This window comes from Lachnospiraceae bacterium KGMB03038 (assembly GCA_007361935.1).
Lineage (GTDB): Bacteria > Bacillota > Clostridia > Lachnospirales > Lachnospiraceae > Massilistercora.
The window spans coordinates 325564-340956 of sequence record CP041667.1 but is presented as its reverse complement, the minus strand read 5'-3'; the positions used below and the strand labels follow the sequence as shown (position 1 = coordinate 340956).

The following is a 15393-nucleotide window of genomic DNA, read 5'->3' as shown; positions in this document are numbered from 1 at the left end:
TCCCTCCTTCGCAATTTGCACAAGTACCTTTATACACGATTCTTCCCGTCCCGGAAACCCTTTTACTGTTATTGACACTTTTTTACTGGTTGTAAGTTTTTGTCGAAAACTATAATATGTTAATATAAGAATGGATGCTAATATTTGGGGGTATTTTATGACAGCTGCGATCGTAGACGACTTGATCAAAGATATACAGGTTCTTGAAGAATATCTTAAAAATTATTGTCAGGAGCACAAGGTGCGCATACAGGTCCATCGATTCACAAATGAATCCGCTTTTCTTCAATCCCTGGACCAAACAGAATATTCTCTTGTCTTTCTGGATATTTATATGCAGAACGAAACAGGCATCCGACTTGCCCAGCAGGTCCGCAGAACGTTTCCCAGATGCCAGGTTATCTTCACCACCGCCAGCAAGGAACACGCCTTGGAAGCATTCCGCGTGCGCGCTCTGGATTACCTGGTAAAACCCTATACTTACGATGAGCTCGCGGACGCGATGAAGCGTTTTGAAGAAACCGCCGAGAAATTCATCCACTACATCGAGGTCAAGGAAGGACGGTATCAGACCCGAATCCTGATTGATGATATTGTATATACAGATTATTCCAATCACTATATTCAGATCCATACCACTTCCTGCGTAGTACGTTCCTATATGTCTTTTGCCGATTTCGCGCCCATGCTGGAATCCTATCCCCAGTTTTTGTGGTGTTACCGGAATTGCCTGGTCAATATGGATCACATTGAATCTCTGGAAGACCGGGACTTCCTCATGAAAAACCGGGAAAGAGTCCCTATTTCCAAAGCGCGGAAAAACGAAGTGACACAAGCCTATGCTGACTATCTCTTTGACTATGTAAATGGAGGGATTCACTAATGGAGCCGGCATTTCTCTTATCTACTTTTTTTTACATCGCTCCTTGTTTCGCCCTGCTCATCCTTTCCTTCAAGGATCAGTTCCGACTTCCTTCTCTTAGAAGAGTGGTGACTGGGGTCCTGCTTTTCCTGGCGGTCACTTTCATTGCGTCCTGCCTTTATTTTTCGTTCTACTGGTCCTCACTGGCCCGCTCTTTTCTCGGACTTGCGGGTATTGTATCTGCGGTATGCATTTTTACGATTGTTGTCAGTTATCACTTTGTCCACAGTCTTTTTATCATATCCGTGGTCAAATCTTACTCCGAGGGCGTGATCCTGACTGTATCCTATATCCACTTTCTGTTTACAGGCACTCTTCCAGGATTTAACTCCATAATCGGCGCTCTGCTCATCATCCTAGTCACGCTGCTGGCCTTTCCTCTTATGTATCTCTTTTTTAAGAAGCTGATGCGCCCTGCCCTGGATTATTCTTATACACTTCCGCCATGGAAATATATGTGGGTGATCCCCGTATCCCAAAATCTGATCTACACGTTGACCATATCTCCCGATTTTTTCCGAGATCTCGGGGACTATTCAGAATTTTATTTCATTCCACCTCTGTGGCTTTTGATGTGCTTCTCGTCCTATATCATTTTTCTCCGCATGATCATTTCGGTCAGCGAAAACGCCAACCTCCAGGAGCGGCTCCACCTTTCCGAAACACTGCTCAACGCCCAAGCCAAACACGCGGAACTCCTTCAGTCTCACATCGAGGAGACCAGACGGGCGCGGCACGATCTTCATCACCACATCCTTGCTCTGAACGGATTCCTTCAGGCAAGAGACTGGACTCAGCTGGAGAAATATCTAAAAGATTACACCGCTCATATTCCAGAAACCCAGTCGGTCTTCTGTAAAGATCCAGCCCTTAACGCGCTTCTCTGCCATTATCACGAAAACGCCAAAGAAGCTCATATCGATACTTCATTTACCGTCTCGCTTCCCGAACAATTACCCTTTCCAAGCACAGACTTGTGCGTAATTCTGGGAAATCTGCTGGAAAACGCGGTGGAAGCATGCGCGCGTATGCATTCTCCCGAGAAATTCATACGCCTCTCCTTTTCCATGACCAGCAGCACCATCCTGGTCCTTGTCATTGAAAATAGTTTCGAAGGGACCATTCACAGGTCCGGCAACGCCTTTCTTTCTACCAAGGCCGCCAGACGAAAGGGAATCGGCATCTCATCCGTCATTCAGCTTACAGAATCCTATAACGGCGTCCACAAATTTGAATATCAAGACCAGGTCTTCAAAGTCTCCATCCTGCTGAACGCGAAAACAGAAAAGGGAGCCATCGCAAGATAGATGATCCCTCATCTATTTTACGATGGCTCCCTTCATTTTCACAAAGATCCGCAGGATTATTTCAGGTTAACCTCAGCGCCTTCGCCTTCCAGTTTCGCTTTGATCTCTTCAGCCTCAGCCTTGGAAGCGCCCTCTTTTACTACCTTCGGAGCGTTATCAACCAGCTCTTTTGCCTCTTTCAGGCCAAGTCCAGTGATCTCACGAACAACTTTGATAACTTTAACCTTGGAAGCGCCAGCGGATACCAGCTCTACATCAAACTCATCTTTCTCTTCTGCTGCTGCCGCGCCATCTCCTGCCGCTGCCGCAACTACAACGCCTGCTGCCGCAGAAACGCCAAACTCTTCTTCACAAGCTTTTACTAACTCGTTTAATTCCAATACTGATAATTCTTTGATTGCATCAATAAATTCAGCAGTTGTCATTTTTGCCATTTTATTTTCCTCCATTTTTATGATTTTTTAGTTTGTTTTTAAATTATAAGGTAGTTCTCCTCGCCAAGCTCCGAGAACGGCCTCGCTAAGTTGCTTTTAGTTCCGTCCTACTCTTCCGCAGGAGCTTCTTCTGCTGCTGGTGCTTCTTCTGCAGGAGCTTCCTCTGCTGCCGGTGCCGCTTCCGCGCCGCCATTTTCCGCGATCTGGTTCAGAACGCAAGCAAGATTGGTGATTGGTGACTGCAGGCTTCCAAGAAGTTTGGAAAGCAGTTCTTCTCTTGATGGGATCTTAGACAGTTCTGTCAAGCCATCCACATCGTAAACAGTTCCTTCAACCACACCTGCTTTCAGTTCAAGAGCTTTTGCGTCCTTTGCGAATTTGCAGAGGATCCTTGCCGGAGCTGTAGCATCATCTTTGGAGATTGCAAGGGCGCTGGGTCCTTCCAAGTGCTCGTCTAAAGCTTCAAACTCCGTTCCTTCAAAAGCCCGTCTCATCATTGTGTTTTTGCAAACTTTGTAAACGATACCAGCTTCTCTGAGCTGTTTACGCAGCTCTGTATCCTGGGCAACAGTCAGTCCACGGTAATCTACCAGAACCACACTCGCCGCATCCTTGACATCATCTGCAATAGCCTGCACGATCGGTTGTTTTAATTCAACTTTTGCCACGAATGGTCTACCTCCTTATAGATTTTTCGTATGCTGCCAAAAAAACGCCTCCATGTCGGAAGACACAGAGGCATTGTAAATTCATGATCACATAAATCTAACTTTCCTCGGCAGGCGTAGTCTCTACTTACGCTTTCGCACCTGCTGTCTTCGGCAGTCATCGTTTGCTATTATAGCATTATATATTTTTGATGTCAACCTCAAAGATTACGCCAGTCTCATAGGATTGATCTTAACACCAGGTCCCATGGTAGAAGTAAGTGTCACGCTCTTTAAGAACTGACCTTTTACTGCTGCTGGTCTTGCTTTGATGATCGCATCGATCAGCGTCTGGAAGTTGTCCGCAAGCTGCTCCTCGCTAAAGGATGCTTTTCCTACCGGCACATGGATAATATTAGTCTTATCAAGTCTGTACTCGATCTTACCAGCTTTGATATCCTGAACCGCCTTAGTAACATCCATCGTTACAGTTCCCGCCTTCGGGTTTGGCATAAGTCCTTTTGGACCAAGAACACGTCCGAGACGTCCTACAACGCCCATCATATCCGGTGTGGCAACAACTACATCGAACTCGAACCAGTTCTCATTCTGGATCTTCGGGATCAGTTCTTCGCCGCCAACGTAGTCCGCTCCAGCAGCCTTTGCCTCATCTGCCTTTGCGTCTTTCGCGAATACCAGGATACGTACCTTTTTACCAGTTCCGTGGGGAAGAACAACCGCTCCTCGGATCTGCTGGTCCGCGTGACGTCCGTCACATCCGGTTCTGATATGCGCCTCGATAGTCTCGTCAAATTTTGCTACCGCGGTCTTCTTTACCAATGAAACTGCCTCTGCCACATCATACAGTGTCCCTTTGTCGATGGCTTTCGCAGCCTCTACATATTTCTTTCCTCTTTTCATCTAAATAACCTCCTTGTGGTAATGTCGGGATAACCCTCCCACTTATTTTCATCAGTCAACTACAGTTACGCCCATGCTGCGGCAGGTTCCAGCGATCATACTTGTCGCCGCCTCCAAAGTAGCGGCGTTCAGATCTGGCATCTTAAGCTGCGCGATCTCCTGGACCTGCGCCTTGGTGATCGTAGCTACTTTCTTCTTATTCGGAACGCCTGAACCAGATTTGATGTTGCAGGCTTTCTTGATAAGAACCGCTGCCGGCGGAGTCTTTGTGATGAAACTGAAGCTTCTGTCATTGTAAACGGTGATGACTACAGGAATGATCATGTCTCCCTGATCTGCCGTCTTAGCGTTGAACTGTTTTGTAAACTCAACGATATTCACACCGTGCTGTCCAAGCGCGGGACCAACCGGTGGTGCCGGAGTCGCTTTTCCGGCAGGAATCTGCAATTTGATATAACCTTCTACTTTTTTTGCCATTTTCATTACCTCCTTGTGGTACTTCCGGAACTTCCGTCCCTCCCACTGATTTTAATAAGTTACATTTTCTTGACTTCCGCGAATCCGATCTCTACCGGCGTCTCGCGGCCAAACAGCTCAACATTGATCGTAAGGCTCTGTTTCTGGGGATTCATAGACTGCACAACGCCTACCGTATCTGCCCAAGCCCCCGCAACAACCTGAACGGTATCGCCTACTTCAAAGTCAACGACAATATTCTCCTGCCGGATTCCCAAAGGCGCCATCTCAGCCGCCGTCAAAGGAACCGGTTTGGATCCGGGTCCCACAAACCCTGTCACGCCTCTTGTATTGCGCACCACATACCAGGTATCGTCGTTCATGACCATATGGATGAGCACATAGCCTGGAAACATCTTCTTCTGGGTCGCTTTCTGCACCCCATTTTTCATCTCCACCACATCCTGCATAGGGACGCGCACTTCAAGGATCTGATCTTCCAGATGCCTGTTCTCGATCGTTTTATCAATATTGGCCTTTACTTTGTTCTCATACCCGGAATAGGTATGGACTACGTACCATTTTGCCTCTGACATAATCTCACCTTTCCTGCTCTCGCACTATCAGCCCAAATTTACCAGGATCTCAACTCCGTGCTGAAGCAGGAAGTCAAGCACTGCTATGATCGCTCCCATTACAACGGATATAAAGATCACGGCCGCCGTCTGCTTTGCAAGTGTTTTTTTGTCTGGCCAAATGATCTTCTTGAACTCCTGACTGAGTCCTTTGAACCAGCTCTTCTTCTGAGTCTTTTCACTCATGTCATACACTCCTTTACCTGACGGCTATTTGGTCTCTTTGTGCAATGTGTGTGACTTGCAGAACCTGCAGTACTTCTTTGTCTCCATACGCTCAGGATGTGTTTTCTTATCCTTCGTCATATTGTAGTTACGCTGCTTGCATTCGGTACATTCTAATGTGATTCTTGTACGCACAACTTCCACCTCGCTTTACTTTCTGAAGTTTAATTTTAGGCATAAAAAAAAGACCTGCTTCCATTCGCCCGTCTAGTGTATCATAGAACCCGCGAAAAAGCAAGGCTTTTTATAAAAACAGTTCTCACAGGCCGCTTCACTCCTGCGCCAAACCGGATTCCTATTCTATTTTTTCTCATACACGATCTTCCGGCTTACTACCCCGATCTCTTCCAGAGCGTTTACCATCCGATAGACGGTCGCGATCCCTATCCCTTCATCCATCTTAGATGCGCGGTAAAATATCTCTTTACAGCTGGAGCACTGGTTTTCCAGGATAATATCAAGAAGCACCATCCTCTGCTTCGTCATTCTGCACCCGTTCGCCTTCAATTTTCGGATGATGATCTCTTTTTCCTTTTCCATTTCTCCCTCCCGCCGCGCTCTGCGCCTCGATCGATGTCGCTTTAAATGATAATTTTTTTCATTCTCCTTCTCTTAAGTTAGTATACTCTAACCGCAGTTTACATTCAACATCTTATTTGATTACTTTTTATCGATAATTGGATTTACTATTTTGCGGGTCGTATGTTATACTGAACGATAGACGTTGGATCCGACTAGAGAAAGCGGCTTGAATATTCCACTATTTGCAGAATAAAACCCCAAAATCAAATTCTATAATTACGAGGTGATTTTATGACAATAGGTGAGTCTTCCGAGAATTATCTGGAAACCATTTTAATCTTAAGTAAGCGGCAGCCGGCAGTACGTTCTGTAGATATCGCCACAGAACTGGATTTTAAGAAGCCCAGTGTCAGCGTAGCGATGAAAAAACTTCGGGAAAATGATTACATCCGTGTTTCCCCTGAAGGCTATATCACTTTAACGGAAGCCGGCCGCAAAATTGCGGAACGTATTTATGAGCGCCATGAACTTCTGTCTTCCTGGCTGGTTCGGCTGGGCGTATCTCCCGATACCGCAGTCAGCGATGCCTGCCGGATCGAGCACGTGATCAGCGCGGAAAGTTTTGAAGCGCTCAAAAGGCATATTAAGTAAAACCGCCTGCTTTTTTCATTTGCTCGCTATCTCCTTCTTTTATCCTAACATTCCAAAATTACTTTGCGGAAATCGAAAAAATGATTGACAAACCCAAGGTGTTAGTTTAAACTACCTAGTGTAGTAGTTATTGAGAATGACTATCGACAAGACTCATGACTGTAATACCGTAAAAAATGATGATAGAGAAAGGATTTCGTTTGTATGAGTTTACTGGATGCTAAAGAAGGCGAAGAATATATTATAAAAGATATTGTAACCGATGATGAAGAATTGGAAGCATTTCTTTTTTCCCTGGGCTGCTACAGCGGAGAACCTATTACCGTAATTTCTCATTTAAAAGGAGGATGCGTGGTTTCCATCAAAGACGGCCGCTATAATATAGATACTGATCTAGCGAAAGCTATTTCAATATAATATAACAAAAAATGGTGAGTTCATTCACTATTTTTTTTACAAGGGGAGTTAGTTTATTCTAATCGAAATGAAGGAGGAGATTTACACATGAGAGTTGCTTTTGCAGGGAACCCTAACAGCGGAAAAACAACCATGTACAACGCGCTCACAGGAAGAAATGAACGTGTTGGAAACTGGGCCGGTGTTACAGTGGAGAGAAAGGAAAGTCTGATCAAAAAAGCTTATTATAGCGGGACAGAAGAGTTGGTTGCTGTAGACTTGCCAGGCGCCTATTCTATGTCTCCATTTACTTCGGAGGAAAGCATTACCAGCAGTTATGTTAAAAACGAAAACCCAGACGTGATCGTTAATATCGTAGACGCGACCAACTTAAGCAGAAGCCTGTTTTTTACCACACAGCTTCTGGAACTGGGTATTCCGGTGGTAGTGGCTCTGAACAAAAGCGATATTACGGAAAAGAAACAGACAAAGATCGATGAGAAACTTTTATCTGAGAAACTTGGTTGTCCAGTTGTGAAAACCATTTCCACTTCTTCCGGCCATATCGGCCTAAGAGAAGTGATCGAGCAGGTCGTCTCTTTGAAAGGAAACGGCCAGGAAGCGCCCTATGTACAGGCCGACATTGATCTGCACGACAAAAACGCGGTAGAAGCCGCCGATAGAAAACGGTTCGATTTTGTAAACGGAATCGTAAACAAAGTAGAACAGCGAAAGGTTTTTACAAAAGATAAAAACGCGCAGGATAAGATCGACAATATTATCACCCACAAAATTATCGGTATTCCGATTTTCGCGGTTATTATCTTCCTTGTATTCTATATATCTCAGACCACAGTGGGTACTTGGATCGCGGACTGGCTGGTTGCCTGGATCGAAACTTTCCAGGGCTGGGTTGGCGGATTGATGGAAAACGCGAACCCGCTGCTGTACGCGCTTCTGGTTGATGGTATCATCGGCGGTGTGGGCGCCGTTGTCGGCTTCCTTCCTCTGGTAATGGTTATGTATTTCCTCATTGCTCTTCTGGAGGACTGCGGATATATGGCGCGCGCCACCGTGGTATTGGATCCTATCTTCAAACGGGTAGGGCTTTCCGGAAAATCCGTGATCCCTATGGTCATCGGTACCGGCTGCGCGATCCCCGGCGTTATGGCTTCCCGGACGATCCGCAATGAAAGAGAGCGCCGCACCACAGCGATGCTTACCCCATTTATGCCCTGCGGAGCCAAAATCCCGGTCATCGCATTGTTTGCGGGAGCATTTTTCGCAGATGCCTGGTGGGTATCTCCAACCATGTACTTGATGGGTATCCTGCTCATTTTGCTTGGGGCGCTGCTTGTAAAGAGAATTACCGGCCAAAAATACAGAAAATCTTTCTTTATTATTGAGCTTCCAGAATATAAGATCCCCAGCCTGAAGAGAGCCTGCGTTTCTATGCTGGAGCGCGGCAAAGCCTACATCATCAAAGCCGGGACGATCATCTTAGTCTGCAACACTGTCGTACAGATCATGCAGAGCTTTAACTGGCAGTTCCAGCTTGTGGAAGAAGGCGCGGAAGGTACTTCTATCCTGGCAAGCATCGCGCACCCCATCTCAATTCTGTTCATTCCACTGGGATTTGGGGTATGGCAGCTGGCGGCCGCGGCAGTCACCGGTTTCATCGCGAAAGAAAATGTGGTCGGAACACTGGCTGTTGTATATGGCGTTACAAACCTGATCGACACAGATGCGCTTGCCTTAGTCGGCAGTGGAAATGAAGTCGCGACGATCATGGGGCTTACACAAGTTGCCGCTCTCGCTTACTTGATGTTCAATCTCTACACTCCGCCCTGCTTCGCTGCCCTTGGAGCGATGAATTCGGAGATGAAGAGCAAAAAATGGCTGTTTGGCGGCATCTGCCTCCAGCTTGGAACCGGCTATACCGTAGCTTTCCTTGTATACCAGATTGGAACGCTTGCTACTACAGGCTCCCTTGGAACCGCTTTTATCCCCGGCCTGATCGCGATCCTTATATTCGCTGCGATCGTCTTATGGAGGATCCGCAAGTCAGACAGGGAATTCTCCGCGGAATATAGTTTACACACCGCGTAAATTTGAATTATAATGTTGAGCAGTGGGCAGAGTCTTATATCCTTTGTCCGCTGCTTCGTATTTAAAAGGAAGGATGATAATATGGCAGATGTGATCGTTGTTCTCATATTAGCAGTTTTACTTGGAAGCGCCATTACTTATATCGTAAAAGCCAAAAAAAAGGGCGTAAAATGCATTGGCTGCCCAGCCGGCGGAAGCTGCCCAAGCAGCGGCAGATTGCCCAAAAAGAAACTGGCCGGGCCGATCATTGGGAAAAAGACGATGGAAATCTCTGGAATGAGCTGTCAACACTGCGTCATAGAGGTGACTAAAATCCTGAACCAGATCAGCGGAGTCCGCGCAGATGTCAATCTTTCCAAAGGCAGAGCCGTAATTTCTTACGACCGCGAAGTGGAGGATATGGTTTTAAAAAGCGCGGTGGAAAAGATTGGCTATAAAGTTACCGGGATATTTTAGGAGATAAATGGGAATTTGCCGAAAAAAAAAAAGAGCCACGCATATAGGCCGGGAGAGATGGTTCAAGTTTCGCCATCCCTCCCGGCCTATGCGCGCGGTTCTTCTCTCAACAAATCCGTCTTTACAGAGTATCTCCCCGACGGATATAACCCGGATGTTCTTTCTCCGCCACAACTTCTTTTACATGGATCAGTTTCGCGTGTTTATCCACCACCAGATTTTCCGCGTGCACATCTGCCCCAACGGTCGCTCCAGGCAGCACTACGCAGTTTTTCACAACAGCGCCTTTCTTGATCTCGCAGCCTCGTCCAATAATGGAGTTCTCGATCGTGCCTTCGATCAGGCAGCCATTTGAAACAACAGAATTCTTTACATCCGCGGTCTCAAAGTATTGGGTCGGACAAGAGTCATTGGTTCTTGTATAGATCGGCCAATCATCAGTAAACAGCGTCTGTGCTGTTTTAAAATTGATCAGAGAGATATTCGCATTATAATAACTCTCAAAATCTGTGATCGAAGCAAAGAACCCTCTATGCGACACACCCCGGATGTCCAGTTCGCTGCACTGCTGATTTACAATATCCGCAAGTGTATACATAGAAGACAGTTTATGCGCCTTTTGGATCAGTTCCAGGAATAATTCCTTCTTCATAACATAGGTATCCATAAAAATATTTCTGTTCTTGGCGCTTCCTCGATTCGCTTCAATAGACAGAACGCCTTTCTGCCGGTTCAAGTTCAGATAACTGCAGCTCAAATAGGCTTCCTTCGCGTTGTCTACCGAATGATAAAGCAAGGTAATATCTGCCCCGGAGTCAATATGCTCCTGCAAAAGCTGGCTGTAATCCATAGTATAGATCATATAACTTGGGACGATGACCACATATGGAAAATGAGTACTTTCAATACACTCTATGTTTTCCATATATGCCGCGATATCATTATTGTAGATATCATTTTCCATTCCATTTTCAGAAAACAGAATATGCAGCTTCCCGCGTTTGGAGTTGATATTATAATGACGCCCTGTTCCCAGATGTTCGATCAGCGATCGAGGTTTTCTCCGGATGTATACCTGGATATTATCTATGCCGCTGTTGCTCATATTAGAGATTGGGAAGTCGATGACCCGATATCTGCCCAGGAAGGAAAACGCGCCTACCGGACGATAAGGCTGAAGGCCTTCCACTCGGATATGATTTCCGGCAAAATTAACGATTCCAAATGCTTTCGGCATACTACTCTACCCCCTTTACTCGTTTTGACACAAGTTCAATATGCTCGCTGTCCGCCGTGCCGACGACCGCTTCTTTTCCGATCTTAACTTCATCAGCTACCAGCGCGCGCTGCACTATGGCTCCTTCTTCCACTTCCACGCCCGGCATCAGAACACTGTCGATGATCTTGGCCCCCGGACCGATCTTAGCCCCTGTAAACAGTACAGAGTTCCTTACTTCTCCTTCAATGATGCAGCCTTGTGTGATAAACGCGCGTTTGATCTTGGCTTCCGGACCGATATACTGAGGAAGGGCAGTTACATCTTCTGTATAAATCTTCCAGGTAGAGTCATTTAGATCCAGTTCATTGTTCTTGTCCAGCAGATCCATATTTGCTTCCCACAAAGAATCTATGGTTCCTACGTCTTTCCAATATCCCTTAAATTTATAGGCGTACAGATTGCGTCCATCCGCCAGCATCTGCGGGATGATATCCTTTCCAAAATCATGGCTGGAATCCGGATCCTTAATATCTGCCGTCAGCATTTTTCTCAAAAGCTTCCAGTCAAAAATATAGATTCCCATAGAAGCCAAGTTGCTCTTTGGATGCTCCGGTTTCTCTTCAAACTCTACGATCTGTCCGTCTTCATTCGTATTCATGATACCAAAACGGCTGGCCTCCCGCATCGGCACTTCAATAACGGCGATCGTCGCATCCGCCTTCCTTTCCTTGTGCTCCGCAAGCATCTTTGCGTAATTCATCTTGTAAATATGATCACCGGACAGGATCAGCACATATTCTGGCGCATATGTATCGATAAAATCGATATTTTGCGATATCGCGTCTGCAGTTCCCCGGTAAACATCCAGGTCTGTATCCGCCTTTTCACGGGGTGGCAGCACAAACACACCGCTTTCTTTCGCATCCAGCCCCCAGCGGCGTCCGGCAGCTACATAACTGTTCAGAAGAATAGATTCATATTGTGTAAGGACACCCACAATATCAATTCCACTGTTTGCGCAATTGCTCAATGGGAAATCCACGATCTTATACCTTCCGCCATATGAAACAGCCGGTTTTGCCACTTTATTCGTAAGCTCATGCAGACGTGAACCTCTTCCGCCAGCCAAAATCATTGCTAACATGGTATTTTGCTTCATAGCGAATCCTCTCTTTCCTTTTTTCTGATCAATATTATACAATTTTTTTGCAAATTATGCAATAATTTATGTAATATTACACAAAAACAGTCAACTTCTTAATCTGATTCTTTGCTTTAAACAGAACCGCGGCAAAGATTCCTCTCTGCCGCGGTTTTATTTAGGCGTATATGTTCTTTTTCCGTCTCAAAAAGATCAGATCATCCCAATTTTACATGCGTCTGATAATCTCCTCAAACGCTGCCATATCCTTCTTGCGGAAACCAAACCGATAACCGCTTAATTTATGGATGCCGATTCCATATGTCACTTCTTTGTTCATTGTAACCTTTATATAGACTTCCTTCATCAGGAATTTACCGCGTTCCTCCCTGCGCATATCCACAACGTCCTCTGCAATGTCTGTAATCCATATTCCCTGTCCGTTATCCGCAAGGATTCTTCGGTTGGTCATAGTAAAACGGGATTTATCCGCTCCGAGAAGGTGACCGGAATCAGAAAAAAATCCCAGCATCTTTGCTGTAAAGACTACTTTTTCTCCCGGAAGCAGTTCCGCCTTAAATCGGTTTTTAACCTCCGGCATTGTATCCAAATAAGCCGTATCCATATTCAAATCCCCCATTCCCGCCGTCTTTTTTCAGCACATTCCAAACTAAAAGAAATCAAACGGTTGATATCATTCTTATAAATATCATCCATGCCGCGCTCATAGCCGAACACAAGATCCAGACGGCTCTTCAGCAATTCTGACTGGATGAAAAAGAAAGCCTTTTGATCGTTTTTAATCCGGAAACTATACTGCTTATGATCCCTGTCCGCAAGGATCAGGGCTGTATATTTATAAATCGGAATGATTCCATTCAACTTTTCTACCGTTACATTGGTATAGACCCACAGGATATTTTTTACAGGCACAAGCTGAAGCCCTCCAAGCTTAGTTCCCACAACAGCCTCGCTGGCAGCAAACAGGCCTTCATACATGGGACAGGATGGGATTTCTCTGTTGATCGCGGTAAGCTGTGATGGAGAAAAAGTCTCCATGCTTTTTAGAGTTCTGCTTCTTGAGACCAGCAAGATAATACCGAACAGAATCGCGGGAAAAATCATTGCCATCATAATCAACGACACTTCAAACGGAAATCCATCAATTATAAAGGTCGCAGCGGACAGAATAAAAAGCGCCAGACAGATAAAAAAAGCTATTCGCTGCTTTTTCCGGCTCCTCAAATAAAGACGATATAGATTATCATAGTTCTTTAGCCCCATCATCAATGTCGTCCTCCTTAATGGCAGCCGTCGCTGCCGCTCCGGCTTTTCTTACTAGAGCGTCAGCGATGGAGCCGCATAAACGCGGCCGCCTAATTCCTGATCCAGCATGTAAAGGCTCTTGGCATCTCCGCCAAAAAGCTCCATCTTCTTGATCAGATCGCTTGCGTTCGTCTCTTCTTCTCCCTGTTCCTTAACAAACCAGTCCAAAAACTGCATGGTCCGGAAATCCTTCACCTCATATGCCGCCTCATAGATTCCATGGATCAGGCTGGTGACATATTGCTCATGTTCATATCCGGCCTTTAAAGGATCCATTTTGTCTTTCAGTGAAGCGTCAGGTTTGTCGATCGCCTCAAAGGCAACCGGCACATCATTATTCTGCATATACTGAACAAACAGCATTGCGTGATCCCGTTCCTCCTGCGCCTGGATCTGATACCAGTTGGCGAAGCCGTCTAATCCCTGCTCTTTATAAAAATTAGCAAAACTCAAATACAGATACGCAGAATAGAACTCTTTGTTTACCTGGGTGTTTAATAATTGGGCAACTTTCTCATTTAACATATAAGACATCTCCTTTATGTTTTTTCACTAACAGTATACCCCTGTCATCCGGGATTTTCAATCACAATACGATTCTTCGTTTCTTTTCGTTTCCGGCAAAGTGATCAGGCGGGTGCACACTTGCCTAAGGAGCGCCTCGTCATGGCTGACCACAAGAAGGCCCAGTTCCCGCTCCTTTGCTTCTTCCAGCAGAAACCGCCAGATCCTGGCCTGGGTCACCAGATCCAGCATAGCTGAAATCTCGTCACATAATAAGAACTTTACCTCCGGCCTAAGCGCGCGGGCCAGACAAAATCTCTGCAATTCTCCCCCTGACAGTTCCGACGGGAAGCGGCTCATCCATTCTTCCCGGATTCCCAACTGTTCCATCCGTTCCGCCAGCTTCTCTCCTGTCAAACCTGCCAGCCTCATACTCTCTCCCAGACGCAGAAGCGGATCTGCCGCCATCTCCGGATGCTGCCAGATCATCTGCACGGGACAGACTCCCTTGTATTCCATGACATCTGTTCCGCCTGCCAGGACCCTTCCCTGCTTTGGCCGCTCATAGCCGGCCAAAAGTTTACAAAGCGTTGTCTTCCCCCGGCCGCTGGGCGCCTTTAAGCCCACTCTCTCCCCTTGCCGGATGGTCAGATCCACATGTTCCAATACGGGCTGCTTCTTTCTTCCCCGATAATAAAATGTTAGGTTCTCCGCTACTAAATCCATCGTTTTCCTCCACCCCAAATCCATGTTCCGGCATGGCATGCCATAAAGCCTTTGTAAAGGGATGCTTCAGTCTTTCCACATCCTTGAAATCTTCCGGCCCCGCTTCTTCAATGGTTTCCCCCTGGTAAAACACCGCGATCCGATCAGCTGCCGACAGAGCCATCCTCAGATCATGGGTGATCAAAAGCACCCCCGCCCCATCATCTGCCATCTCCCGGAAATGCCCCAGAATTCTGCGGGCCGTCCCCTCATCCAGCCCAGGAGTAGGTTCATCGGCGATCACCAGTCTTGGTCCCTCCGCCACCGCCGAGGCGATCAGCACTCTTCTGGCCATACCGCCAGACAGTTCAAAGGGATACCTGTCTTCTATCTCCGGTCCCAGTCCATATCGCTCCAGTGCTTCCCGGAACCGCTTCTGTACAGCCGGATCCTTCTTTCCCCGCCAGAGTTGCGGCCCCACCTTCATCAAAGGATCCAGATACGTCACTCCCTGGGGGACCAAAGTGATCTCACGCCCCCGCAGTTCTTCTATCCGGCGGGCAGTCAAAGGCTTTCCCTCATAGAAGACCTCCCCTTTCATCCGGCTGTTATAAGGAAGGATTCCAAGAATCCCGTGGGCCAGCAGGCTTTTCCCCGAACCGCTGGCTCCCACCACAGCCACCACCTGGCCTGGCAGGACTTGCAGGGACAGATCGCGGATCGTCTGCAGTGTCCGGCGTTTCGTTCTCTGTGTATATTGTGTAAAAGAAATGGATAAATGTTTCACCTCTAAGATCGGTTCTCTCTTGCTTTCCAT

Annotated in this window: 20 protein-coding genes and 1 pseudogene; 6 read left to right on the top strand and 15 right to left on the bottom strand. The window is 46.6% G+C overall.

Annotated elements, in window-relative coordinates; genetic code table 11:
* Positions 1 to 157: 157 nt before the first annotated feature.
* Both FND36_01690 and FND36_01685 read left to right on the top strand, forming a co-directional pair.
* The gene (locus tag FND36_01690; protein QDW72860.1) at positions 158 to 883 is read left to right on the top strand and encodes a response regulator transcription factor; all 726 of its coding nucleotides are present in this window, start codon (positions 158 to 160) and stop codon (positions 881 to 883) included.
* Positions 883 to 2229: a GHKL domain-containing protein gene (locus FND36_01685; protein QDW72859.1), complete on the top strand. Its 1347-nt coding sequence runs from the start codon at positions 883 to 885 to the stop codon at positions 2227 to 2229. Before FND36_01690 ends, FND36_01685 begins: the two co-directional genes overlap by 1 nt.
* Before the next feature lie 56 nt (positions 2230 to 2285).
* Here the strand turns inward: FND36_01685 and FND36_01680 are convergent, their stop codons facing one another.
* The 8 genes from FND36_01680 to FND36_01645 form a co-directional block, all read right to left on the bottom strand.
* A complete protein-coding gene (locus FND36_01680) occupies positions 2286 to 2663 on the bottom strand; it encodes a 50S ribosomal protein L7/L12 (GenBank protein QDW72858.1) in 378 nt (125 codons plus the stop codon).
* A gap of 107 nt (positions 2664 to 2770) precedes the next feature.
* Positions 2771 to 3331, bottom strand: a complete 561-nt coding sequence (locus FND36_01675) for a 50S ribosomal protein L10 (protein QDW72857.1) — start codon at positions 3329 to 3331, stop codon at positions 2771 to 2773.
* A 207-nt stretch (positions 3332 to 3538) separates the two neighbouring features.
* Positions 3539 to 4231: a 50S ribosomal protein L1 gene (locus FND36_01670; protein QDW72856.1), complete on the bottom strand. Its 693-nt coding sequence runs from the start codon at positions 4229 to 4231 to the stop codon at positions 3539 to 3541.
* A gap of 51 nt (positions 4232 to 4282) precedes the next feature.
* Positions 4283 to 4708, bottom strand: coding sequence for a 50S ribosomal protein L11 (rplK, locus tag FND36_01665; protein ID QDW72855.1), 426 nt, complete (start codon positions 4706 to 4708; stop codon positions 4283 to 4285).
* A 59-nt stretch (positions 4709 to 4767) separates the two neighbouring features.
* Positions 4768 to 5283: a transcription termination/antitermination factor NusG gene (gene nusG / locus FND36_01660; GenBank protein QDW72854.1), complete on the bottom strand. Its 516-nt coding sequence runs from the start codon at positions 5281 to 5283 to the stop codon at positions 4768 to 4770.
* A 27-nt stretch (positions 5284 to 5310) separates the two neighbouring features.
* Entirely contained in the window at positions 5311 to 5508 is a 198-nt protein-coding gene (gene secE, locus FND36_01655) for a preprotein translocase subunit SecE (protein ID QDW72853.1), read from the bottom strand.
* 24 nt (positions 5509 to 5532) lie between these two features.
* Entirely contained in the window at positions 5533 to 5682 is a 150-nt protein-coding gene (gene rpmG, locus FND36_01650; protein QDW72852.1) for a 50S ribosomal protein L33, read from the bottom strand.
* 165 nt (positions 5683 to 5847) lie between these two features.
* Complete coding sequence (locus FND36_01645) at positions 5848 to 6087, bottom strand: transcriptional repressor (protein QDW72851.1); 240 nt, start codon at positions 6085 to 6087, stop codon at positions 5848 to 5850.
* Between the two features lie 273 nt (positions 6088 to 6360).
* Here FND36_01645 and FND36_01640 point away from each other — a divergent pair, with 273 nt between their 5' ends.
* From FND36_01640 to FND36_01625, 4 genes are all read left to right on the top strand, one after another.
* Positions 6361 to 6720, top strand: coding sequence for a metal-dependent transcriptional regulator (locus FND36_01640; protein QDW72850.1), 360 nt, complete (start codon positions 6361 to 6363; stop codon positions 6718 to 6720).
* Between the two features lie 204 nt (positions 6721 to 6924).
* On the top strand, positions 6925 to 7137 hold the full coding sequence (locus FND36_01635) for a ferrous iron transport protein A (protein ID QDW72849.1): 213 nt from the start codon (positions 6925 to 6927) through the stop codon (positions 7135 to 7137).
* A gap of 87 nt (positions 7138 to 7224) precedes the next feature.
* The gene (feoB, locus tag FND36_01630) at positions 7225 to 9225 is read left to right on the top strand and encodes a ferrous iron transport protein B (GenBank protein QDW72848.1); all 2001 of its coding nucleotides are present in this window, start codon (positions 7225 to 7227) and stop codon (positions 9223 to 9225) included.
* 81 nt (positions 9226 to 9306) lie between these two features.
* On the top strand, positions 9307 to 9681 hold the full coding sequence (locus FND36_01625) for a FeoB-associated Cys-rich membrane protein (protein ID QDW72847.1): 375 nt from the start codon (positions 9307 to 9309) through the stop codon (positions 9679 to 9681).
* A gap of 121 nt (positions 9682 to 9802) precedes the next feature.
* Here the strand turns inward: FND36_01625 and glgD are convergent, their stop codons facing one another.
* The 7 genes and pseudogenes from glgD to FND36_01590 all read right to left on the bottom strand — a co-directional run bounded on the left by glgD (position 9803) and on the right by FND36_01590 (position 15393).
* Positions 9803 to 10918, bottom strand: a complete 1116-nt coding sequence (gene glgD, locus FND36_01620) for a glucose-1-phosphate adenylyltransferase subunit GlgD (GenBank protein QDW72846.1) — start codon at positions 10916 to 10918, stop codon at positions 9803 to 9805.
* Between the two features lies 1 nt (position 10919).
* The gene (locus FND36_01615; GenBank protein QDW72845.1) at positions 10920 to 12059 is read right to left on the bottom strand and encodes a glucose-1-phosphate adenylyltransferase; all 1140 of its coding nucleotides are present in this window, start codon (positions 12057 to 12059) and stop codon (positions 10920 to 10922) included.
* A 211-nt stretch (positions 12060 to 12270) separates the two neighbouring features.
* Entirely contained in the window at positions 12271 to 12666 is a 396-nt protein-coding gene (locus FND36_01610; GenBank protein ID QDW72844.1) for a hypothetical protein, read from the bottom strand.
* A 2-nt stretch (positions 12667 to 12668) separates the two neighbouring features.
* Positions 12669 to 13100 (bottom strand): hypothetical protein, encoded by a 432-nt coding sequence (locus FND36_01605; GenBank protein ID QDW72843.1) that lies wholly within the window; start codon positions 13098 to 13100, stop codon positions 12669 to 12671.
* 279 nt (positions 13101 to 13379) lie between these two features.
* A complete protein-coding gene (locus FND36_01600; protein QDW72842.1) occupies positions 13380 to 13892 on the bottom strand; it encodes a ferritin in 513 nt (170 codons plus the stop codon).
* A gap of 57 nt (positions 13893 to 13949) precedes the next feature.
* Complete coding sequence (locus FND36_01595; GenBank protein ID QDW72841.1) at positions 13950 to 14597, bottom strand: ATP-binding cassette domain-containing protein; 648 nt, start codon at positions 14595 to 14597, stop codon at positions 13950 to 13952.
* A gap of 16 nt (positions 14598 to 14613) precedes the next feature.
* A pseudogene (locus tag FND36_01590) lies at positions 14614 to 15393 on the bottom strand (ABC transporter ATP-binding protein).

What these genes read in the sequence shown, in the direction of transcription:
- FND36_01690 (QDW72860.1), top strand. Translation starts at nt 158, where the DNA reads ATGACAGCTGCGATCGTAGACGACTTGATCAAAGATATACAGGTTCTT.
- FND36_01605 (QDW72843.1), bottom strand. Translation starts at nt 13,100, where the DNA reads ATGGAGACTTTTTCTCCATCACAGCTTACCGCGATCAACAGAGAAATC.
- FND36_01625 (QDW72847.1), top strand. Translation starts at nt 9,307, where the DNA reads ATGGCAGATGTGATCGTTGTTCTCATATTAGCAGTTTTACTTGGAAGC.
- feoB (QDW72848.1), top strand. Translation starts at nt 7,225, where the DNA reads ATGAGAGTTGCTTTTGCAGGGAACCCTAACAGCGGAAAAACAACCATG.
- FND36_01615 (QDW72845.1), bottom strand. Translation starts at nt 12,059, where the DNA reads ATGAAGCAAAATACCATGTTAGCAATGATTTTGGCTGGCGGAAGAGGT.
- FND36_01595 (QDW72841.1), bottom strand. Translation starts at nt 14,597, where the DNA reads ATGGATTTAGTAGCGGAGAACCTAACATTTTATTATCGGGGAAGAAAG.
- rplK (QDW72855.1), bottom strand. Translation starts at nt 4,708, where the DNA reads ATGGCAAAAAAAGTAGAAGGTTATATCAAATTGCAGATTCCTGCCGGA.
- FND36_01600 (QDW72842.1), bottom strand. Translation starts at nt 13,892, where the DNA reads ATGTTAAATGAGAAAGTTGCCCAATTATTAAACACCCAGGTAAACAAA.
- FND36_01645 (QDW72851.1), bottom strand. Translation starts at nt 6,087, where the DNA reads ATGGAAAAGGAAAAAGAGATCATCATCCGAAAATTGAAGGCGAACGGG.
- secE (QDW72853.1), bottom strand. Translation starts at nt 5,508, where the DNA reads ATGAGTGAAAAGACTCAGAAGAAGAGCTGGTTCAAAGGACTCAGTCAG.
- FND36_01670 (QDW72856.1), bottom strand. Translation starts at nt 4,231, where the DNA reads ATGAAAAGAGGAAAGAAATATGTAGAGGCTGCGAAAGCCATCGACAAA.
- FND36_01685 (QDW72859.1), top strand. Translation starts at nt 883, where the DNA reads ATGGAGCCGGCATTTCTCTTATCTACTTTTTTTTACATCGCTCCTTGT.
- FND36_01640 (QDW72850.1), top strand. Translation starts at nt 6,361, where the DNA reads ATGACAATAGGTGAGTCTTCCGAGAATTATCTGGAAACCATTTTAATC.
- glgD (QDW72846.1), bottom strand. Translation starts at nt 10,918, where the DNA reads ATGCCGAAAGCATTTGGAATCGTTAATTTTGCCGGAAATCATATCCGA.
- FND36_01635 (QDW72849.1), top strand. Translation starts at nt 6,925, where the DNA reads ATGAGTTTACTGGATGCTAAAGAAGGCGAAGAATATATTATAAAAGAT.
- nusG (QDW72854.1), bottom strand. Translation starts at nt 5,283, where the DNA reads ATGTCAGAGGCAAAATGGTACGTAGTCCATACCTATTCCGGGTATGAG.
- FND36_01610 (QDW72844.1), bottom strand. Translation starts at nt 12,666, where the DNA reads ATGGATACGGCTTATTTGGATACAATGCCGGAGGTTAAAAACCGATTT.
- FND36_01680 (QDW72858.1), bottom strand. Translation starts at nt 2,663, where the DNA reads ATGGCAAAAATGACAACTGCTGAATTTATTGATGCAATCAAAGAATTA.